The sequence below is a fragment of the Saccharomonospora sp. NPDC046836 genome, from assembly GCF_040645195.1.
Lineage (GTDB): Bacteria > Actinomycetota > Actinomycetes > Mycobacteriales > Pseudonocardiaceae > Prauserella_A.
Map to the genome: position 1 here is coordinate 1 of NZ_JBEYXW010000090.1, position 6,949 is coordinate 6,949.

Sequence of the window (6,949 nt, forward strand, 5' to 3'; positions counted from 1 at the left end):
ATCTCCGGTGTCCGCGCCTTCAACCGCCTGTACACGCGAGTGATCGGCGTCCTCGACGAAGGGCTCGTCGGAACCTCGTACTCACTCGGCGAAGCATGCGGGTCTGCATGCCGCCGGCCGAGCTGCGGGCGGCGGCACCGGCGGTGATGGCCTCGCGGAGCTGCTGCGCCTCCTCGGGGAGAAGGGCGCCGCGCTCGGCGCGGGAGACGAGGTGCAGCAGTTGCAGCTCGCGCTGCTTGGCGATGCTGATGTCCTTCACGCGGCACGCTCCGCGCAGGTGTCGGAGTGGGTGGCGCCGCGGCTCTCCCACCCGGGGAGGCAGCACGCGCCGTCGAGGGCGGCGTGATCGGTGCGGCGGGCGGCGCGGGTGGTGTGGACGCGGAGCGCCCGGCGGAGGTCGGCGGCGACGGCGCGGGCGTAGGCCAGCTCGGCCTCGCGGATGGCGGCGATCAGGAGCAGGCCGAGCACGACGACGAACGTGGCCGCCGTGGCGGGGGCGCCGGCCTGGGCGGAGACGACCGCGCAGTACGTGACCCAGGCGCCGCCGAGGAAGTAGCTGGCGCGGAGGAAGAGGGGACGATTCATCACTGGGGCTCCTCGGTACGGATGACCATGGCGGGGCTGCGGCGGCGGGGCGGGTCGTGCCGGTGCCGCCAGGCGTAGACGGCGGTGAGCGGGTCGGTGAGCGCCAGGAGGGCGAAGAGGACGAACTCTCGGGGGCGGGTGTTCCACCGATGGAGGCGGATGCGGATCTGCCACTCCACCCAGTCGGCCAGGCGGTCGTACGGACGCCAACGGCCAAGGCCGTACCCGGCGAGGAGCCCGCACGCGATCAGGAGAACGGTCATGCGGCGGCCACCTCGGCAGCCATGCGGCCGTTGACGGTGAGCGTCGGCGCCAGCTTGACCGCGAGCAGGAGGGCGGCGTCGTAGTCCTCCAGCGGGTGCCGGAGGGGCTCGCCGGGGTGCGGGGCGCCATCCGCGTCGTACCCGTCGTGGCCGTCGTGCACGGCCCAGCCCTGCGGCGTCTGCTCGATGTAGGCAGTGAAGTACCGGCGGTTGACGTCGCCGATGGGGAAGACGGACGCCTCGATGCGGGTGACGTCGAGGTGGGTCTGGAAGGTCACGGCGCCACCTCGAACAGCATGTCGTCGGCGGCAACGTCTTCGCCGAGCGCCTGGTTGGACCACAGGACCTCGACGCGCGCCTTGGCTGTCTTGGCGTTGCCGGTCATGGTGGTGCGCTCGTACCGGTGCCAGCCGTCGTACAGCTCGGCGTAGAGCGGGCTGTCGTATCCGGAGAGGACGACGGCGGCGCGGCAGTCGGTGAGCGCGGCCGCGAGGGCGCGGTGGTCGTCGGCGCCGGACATCTCGATGCGGTAGTTGGACCAGGGCCGGGTGGTGCCGAGGTAGGGCGGGTCGACGTACAGCAGCACGTCGTCGGCGCCGCCGTACTTGGTGATGACGTCGAGGGCGGGGAGCGCTTCGAGGCTGACGTGGTGGAGGCGCTCGGCAGCTGCGGCAAGGCGGTCGACGTAGGCGTCCATGTAGCCGGGCATGCCGGTGGAGGACCCGGCCGGGTCGATGTAGTGCCGCCAGCCGGTTTGCCGCAGGGTCCCGGACCGGCCTTGGGCGAGGCGGCACCAGGTGCGGCGGGCGGTTTCCAGGTCGTCGCCGGGATCGGCTGGCTTGTGCGCGGCAGCGAGTTCACCGCGGGCATGCGGGGTGAGGGCGCAGGCTCGGATGAGGTCGGTCGGCCGGTCGCGGAGGACGCGCCAGAAGGTCATCAGGTCGCCGTCGAGGTCGTTGACGGTCTCCATCGCGGAGGGCTGCTTGGCGAGGAGGACGGACAGGCCGCCGGCGAACGGCTCGACGTAGTGGTCGTGGTCGGGGAGCAGCGACACGATCCACGGCGCGACGCGCTGCTTGCTGCCGAAGTAAGGCACGGGGCTCTTCATCGAACGGGCTCCTTCGGGAGGGTGGGCGGGGTCGGGGGCGGGGTGATGTGCCAGCCGAGGTCGCGGAGTTCGGCGACGAGGTGGTGGGCGAGGCGCTCGGGGCTGGTGGTGGGGTGGTCGGTGATGACGGCGGCGGCGACGGCCTCGATGGCGGCGGGGATCACGCGGCGGCCTCCTCGCGGGCGGCCACCTGGGCGTCGCGGCACGGCGGGCAGAGCGGGACCCGGATGCGACGGTGGACCCGGAGGCCGTCGACCGTGCCGCAGACGCCGGTCCACTCAGGGTGGGCGGCGGGGTCATCGATCGTCTCGAGGTCCCAGGCGCCCGGCGGCGCCCACCGGTTCGCGGCGGCGTACGCGCGGGCGCGGGTGATGCCGCCCGCCGAGGCGCCATGCTCGGCGGGGTCGGCGTTCCAGAGCTGCTCGTAGATCTCGCGCATGTCGCGGGCCCGGCGTGCCTGGACGCTCGGCCGCTGGAGCATGGTGCCGAAGTTCCCGGGCCGCATGTAGAGGGCAGCGGCGAGGCGGGCCTGCGGCCAGCCGGCGGCGACGAGCGCCTGGGCGCGGCGGCGGGTTCCGGTCGGGTCGATGAGGGTGGACGGCGCGAGGTTGTCGAGGGTGGGTTCGACGGCGAGGACGGCGGCGGCCAGCGCGGGGCGGACCTTCTCCTGCGGCCCGGTCCCGCGCTCGGGACGGCCGGTGAGCACGGCGTGGAGGCGCTTGCGGTCGACCTTGGCGGCGGCGGCGATGGCGCGTAGGCCCATCCCGCAGTCGCGGAGCCGGAGGAGGTGGGCGCGGACGGGGGCGGCGTCGGTCCAGGGCTGCCAGGTGCCGCACCGGATCGCGTACTCGCGGGCGTCCCTGTACTGGGCGACGGCCCAGCCGCAGGTGTAGCAGCGGCAGCCGTCGAGCCGGTAGCGGGCGTAGCCGTGCGGGCGGTCGCTCATGCGCTGGTCTTCCTCTCCGGGACGTGCGGGCAGTAGCCGACGCGGACTTGCGCGAGAAGCTGCAGGACGGCGGCGCGGCCGGTGGCGTGGTCGTGGTGGCCGCAAGCGCAGAGGTGGTCGGCGGCGGGGGTCTGGCCGCGGTCAAGGCCGGTGACGGTGAGGCCGGGCCGGATGCCGCTGATGCGGGCGGGCTGCTCGATCACGCCTGGCCCCCGTTCGCGCTGGACGGCCCAGGGCACAGGAACGGGTACGGCAGCGTGGCCGGGGCGCAGGCGGGGCAGTCCTCGGCGTTCGCCCCGACCGCCAGGTGCTGGGCCTGGTCGCCAGGCGCGGGCGGCTCGGCCGCCGGGGCGGCGAGGCCCTGCTGCTCGCGGAGGAGCGCGGCGAACTGGTCGCCGGACATGGTGACGAACCAGGCGCCGGGGTCGGTGGTGCCGCGGCGCTTGTGCCAGACGACGCCGAGCGACGCGCCGTCGTTGTCGCGCTCCAGCTCGGCCTCGGCGACCCACGCGCCGAGTTCCTGCCGCTGACAGTTCTTCACCTCGATGACGACGCCGGGCAGGCCGGCGATGTCGCCGCGGTCCTGGGCGCCGGAGAGGGTACGGCGCTCGGCCTGGGCGAACCCGACGGCGCGGAGGAAGCGGACGACGGCCGTCTCGGCGGCGGTGCCCTTCGACTTGGATCGGCTCACAGCAGGGTCTCCTGTACGGGCTCGGCCGGGCGGGGCCGGCAGACGTGGGTGGCGATGACGGTGTGGTCGCAGCGGCCGCCGACGGCGTGCCACTGGTTGCGCCAGCGGATGCGGGCCGGGGTGTGCGGGGTGGTGGTGAGGCACCAGGTGAGGCGTCCGGCGTCGAGGGCCAGGCGCTCGGCATCGGGGGTGAGGGGCTGCGGGTCGGCGATGACGTCGAGGGCGGCGATGCGTCCGGCGCGGCCGGTGAGGACGGGGGCGCCGCACCGCTGGCAGGTCGCCTCGCGGACGGTCTCGGCGGCGGCCTCGACCTTCGCGGCGATGTCCGGCCGCAGGCCCCCGTTCACCGAGCGCTCCGGGGCAGTGCCGTTGCCAGTGCCCTCGCAGTGCCGTTGGTCGAGGGGCTGATGGCACTGGCGTTGCCGCAGGTCACACCGGGCTTCGACGGCGGCAGTGCCGTTAGTGCCGTTGAAGTCGGATGTGTAGGGCCGCTCATGCGCGCGCCTGTGCGCGTGTGAGTTCCGTATGGGAGTTCAACGGCACTAACGGCACTGCCGGTCTCTGACCTGCGGTTTCGGGGGTTGGCGAACGGCACTTTCAACGGCACTTCAACGGCACTGCCAACGGCACTGCGCATGATCACCACCCCTGTTCCTGGGTGGCGGCGCCCTCGGAGCGCAGTCCGAGCCCGGCGTAGAAGTACCGGCCGTTGGACGGCTTGCGGACGATGCCGCGCGCCTTCAACTCCCTGCCGAACGTGCGGGCGTCCATGGCGGGCTCGCCCTCGCTGTGGCACCACTGCTCGTACACCGCCCGGGCACGGCCCGTCTCGGTGCGCGTGGCGGTGACGGAGCCCCGGACACAGCACTCCTCCAGGAAGCGGCCCATGTGGTCCTCCTCGGCCGCGTACGCCTCCGTCGCGGCCATGACGGACTGCGGTGCGCGCAGGCCGCGGGCGAAGTGGTCGACGGCGCCCTGGATGACCCAGGCGAGGATGCCGGGGCCCTCCTCGGCGACGAGGAGGTCGGCGAGGCCGTCAACGCGCTTCTCGTCGGGGACCTTGTAGGTGAAGGGGATGAGGCGGAGCCGCCGCCAGAAGCCGTCGCCGCCAGACTTGACGCGCGGCTGGTGGTTGCCCATGAGCCACAGGTGGTGGGTGGGCTTGAAGGTGAAGAACCCTTGGTGCATGTAGCGGGCGGTGATGTCGTCGCCGCCGGTGAGTTCCTTCAGCCGCGCCTCATCGAACCGGGACTCCTGGTTGACCTCGGAGGCGACAACGAGGCGCAGGCCCTGGAGGCGGGCGAGTTCCTCGGAGTGCTCCTGTCGGCCGGCCATGAGGAACCCGGCAGGGGCAGTGCTGGCGTAGTCGGCGAGGAGGGCGCGCAGCACGTCCATGAGGACGGACTTGCCGTTGCCGCCGGGGCCGTACAGGAACGGAAAGACGTGGGTGCCGGTGTCGGCGCTGGCGGAGTAGCCAGAGAGGCGCTGCACGAACGCGACCATGTCGGCGTCGCCGCCGAAGGTGTCGGCGAGGAACTGGTTGAACCGCGGGGTGGGTAGCGTCGGGTCGGGGGCGACGCTGGTGGAGCGGGTGTGGAGGGCGGCGGGGTCGGACGGGCTGATGCTGCCGTCGGCGAGGTTGACGATGCCGGCCGGGGTGTTGAGGTGGCGGGGTGCGGCGTCGAGCTGGGTGGCGGACACGGCCAGGCGGTGGTCGGACTGGGCGAGGCCGAGCATGGCGCCGATCTTGTGGCGGCTGAGGCTGGTCGACTTGTGCTGGCGGGCGGCCTTCTCCAGGTCCTCGTCAAGGGCGTGGAGGTCGAGGGCACGGATGAGGGCGCGGCCGAGCTCGACGGTGCGGCCGGTTTCGTCCAGGGCCCAGCGGTGGCCGTCCCAGTTGAGCCAGGCACCGCGCTGGGAGACGTACCGCAGGTCGGCGGCGAAGGTGTCGGCGAGGAGGAGGGCGTTGCCGTCGTCGGTGAACGACTCGGGCCAGCGTGTGCCCCGCATGGGGGCGGGGGGTTCGAGTACGTGGAGGGCGGCGGTGCCGTCGGTGCCGGGGGTGGCGGCCTGCTGCGGGGCGGGCGGCGCCGGGGGCGTGTTCCGGATCGTCGGGGTTGCCTGTGGGGGGACGGCGGTGAGGCGGCGGGCGGGCCGGTCGCCGTAGCCGAGGCGGCGGAGTTCGCGGGCGGCGGCGGCGTGGTCGCCGCCGTGGTGAAGGAGGGCGTACGCGCCGAACTTGGTGTAGGGGGTTTCGGTGGCGAACTCGGTGGAGGTGGAGAAGACGTAGAGGCGGTCGCGGTCTTCGGCGTGGCCGGTGGTCGCGGAGATCATGCCGGTGGTCTTGCCGGGGCGCCGCCAGTAGGAGGTGCGGCCGCCGGTGTGGATGAGGGTCCAGCCGTGGGGGGTGAGGAGGTCGGCCCAGGTGGTGCGCTGCTCGTAGTCGTCGCCGGGGCGCAGGCCGCCGTTGTGGTCGGTGGCGGGCCGGGCCGGTGCCGGGGTGGGCTCGGGCGCGGCGGGCATCTGGTCGAGCATCCGGGCGATGTCGAACAGGGCGTCGCGCTCGTCGGCGGTGATGGTGGGGATGGTGGTGGGCGACCCGGTGTTGAGGACCCAGGGTCGGCCGGTCTCGTGGACGGGCCCGTGCGAGGGGGCGGTGACGACGAAGCCGCCTTCGCCGCGCGTTTCGATGAGGGCCTTGACCTTGTCGCGGGGTGCGGCGGTCAGCTCGTCGGCGGTGGCGGGGCGTTGGGCCAGCTTGGTGTTGCGGAGGACGGGGCCGTCCTCGACGCGGTAGATGAGGTGGCCGCCGCCGGACGGGGACGTTTCCAGGTAGCCGGCGCGGAGCCGGGTCCAGAGGTCGCCGAGCCCGGACGCCTCGGCGATCTCGCCGTACTCGGCGGCGACGCCTTCGGTGACGGCGCGGCCTTCCATCTCCAGCATCTCCAGGTTGCCGGAGACGGCGCCGAGGATGATGCCGACGCCGGGGTGCCCGTCGCGGAACCAGCTGCGGATGGTGGCCTCGTCGGCGCGCTCCTGCATGTACTGCTTCCAGCCGCCCGCCGGGCGCTTGGTGCCGTCGGTGGCCACGCGGACGACGCTGGCCCCGGCGGCGTGCCAGGCGAGGGCGGCGGTGAGCGTGTCCGGCGGTGGCGTGGTGGTCAACGGTGGCTCCTTGAGCGGGTGTTCCAGGATGGAGACGGTGCGTTCCGGATCGGAGACGATGAGGGCATGGCTCGCCGCCCCCTGCTGGGGTTTCTCCGGATAATGCTCGTCGTCGACCACGATCTCGTCGACGACCACGGGGCACGGGCCGATCCGCACGGACGGGGTCAGTTCCCGGCCGACGGCGCGGA

The 6,949-nt window shown here is 73.4% G+C and carries 11 protein-coding genes; all 11 read right to left on the reverse strand.

The genetic code is table 11. The annotated features are described in order from the left end of the window. Positions 1-19 precede the first annotated feature (19 nt). The gene (locus tag ABZ863_RS34985; RefSeq protein WP_358544005.1) at positions 20-259 is read right to left on the reverse strand and encodes a hypothetical protein; all 240 of its coding nucleotides are present in this window, start codon (positions 257-259) and stop codon (positions 20-22) included. Continuing rightward, a complete protein-coding gene (locus ABZ863_RS34990; protein ID WP_358544008.1) occupies positions 256-585 on the reverse strand; it encodes a hypothetical protein in 330 nt (109 codons plus the stop codon). The genes ABZ863_RS34985 and ABZ863_RS34990 overlap by 4 nt, the downstream gene beginning before the upstream one ends. Then, a complete protein-coding gene (locus tag ABZ863_RS34995; protein WP_358544010.1) occupies positions 585-848 on the reverse strand; it encodes a hypothetical protein in 264 nt (87 codons plus the stop codon). Before ABZ863_RS34995 ends, ABZ863_RS34990 begins: the two co-directional genes overlap by 1 nt. Continuing rightward, positions 845-1,126, reverse strand: coding sequence for a hypothetical protein (locus ABZ863_RS35000; protein WP_358544012.1), 282 nt, complete (start codon positions 1,124-1,126; stop codon positions 845-847). Before ABZ863_RS35000 ends, ABZ863_RS34995 begins: the two co-directional genes overlap by 4 nt. Then, positions 1,123-1,956 (reverse strand): DNA adenine methylase, encoded by an 834-nt coding sequence (locus tag ABZ863_RS35005; RefSeq protein WP_358544014.1) that lies wholly within the window; start codon positions 1,954-1,956, stop codon positions 1,123-1,125. The genes ABZ863_RS35000 and ABZ863_RS35005 overlap by 4 nt, the downstream gene beginning before the upstream one ends. After that, positions 1,953-2,120, reverse strand: coding sequence for a hypothetical protein (locus tag ABZ863_RS35010; RefSeq protein WP_358544016.1), 168 nt, complete (start codon positions 2,118-2,120; stop codon positions 1,953-1,955). The genes ABZ863_RS35005 and ABZ863_RS35010 overlap by 4 nt, the downstream gene beginning before the upstream one ends. After that, positions 2,117-2,902 carry a hypothetical protein gene (locus ABZ863_RS35015; protein WP_358544018.1) on the reverse strand — a complete coding sequence of 262 codons (786 nt, stop codon included), beginning with the start codon at positions 2,900-2,902 and terminating at the stop codon, positions 2,117-2,119. Before ABZ863_RS35015 ends, ABZ863_RS35010 begins: the two co-directional genes overlap by 4 nt. Beyond that, a complete protein-coding gene (locus ABZ863_RS35020) occupies positions 2,899-3,105 on the reverse strand; it encodes a hypothetical protein (RefSeq protein WP_358544020.1) in 207 nt (68 codons plus the stop codon). Before ABZ863_RS35020 ends, ABZ863_RS35015 begins: the two co-directional genes overlap by 4 nt. Continuing rightward, complete coding sequence (locus ABZ863_RS35025; RefSeq protein WP_358544022.1) at positions 3,102-3,593, reverse strand: hypothetical protein; 492 nt, start codon at positions 3,591-3,593, stop codon at positions 3,102-3,104. The genes ABZ863_RS35020 and ABZ863_RS35025 overlap by 4 nt, the downstream gene beginning before the upstream one ends. Next, positions 3,590-3,940: a hypothetical protein gene (locus ABZ863_RS35030; protein WP_358544024.1), complete on the reverse strand. Its 351-nt coding sequence runs from the start codon at positions 3,938-3,940 to the stop codon at positions 3,590-3,592. The genes ABZ863_RS35025 and ABZ863_RS35030 overlap by 4 nt, the downstream gene beginning before the upstream one ends. A gap of 292 nt (positions 3,941-4,232) precedes the next feature. Beyond that, positions 4,233-6,949 (reverse strand): phage/plasmid primase, P4 family (locus ABZ863_RS35035; RefSeq protein ID WP_358544025.1); only part of this gene is annotated, 2,717 nt, incomplete at its 5' end.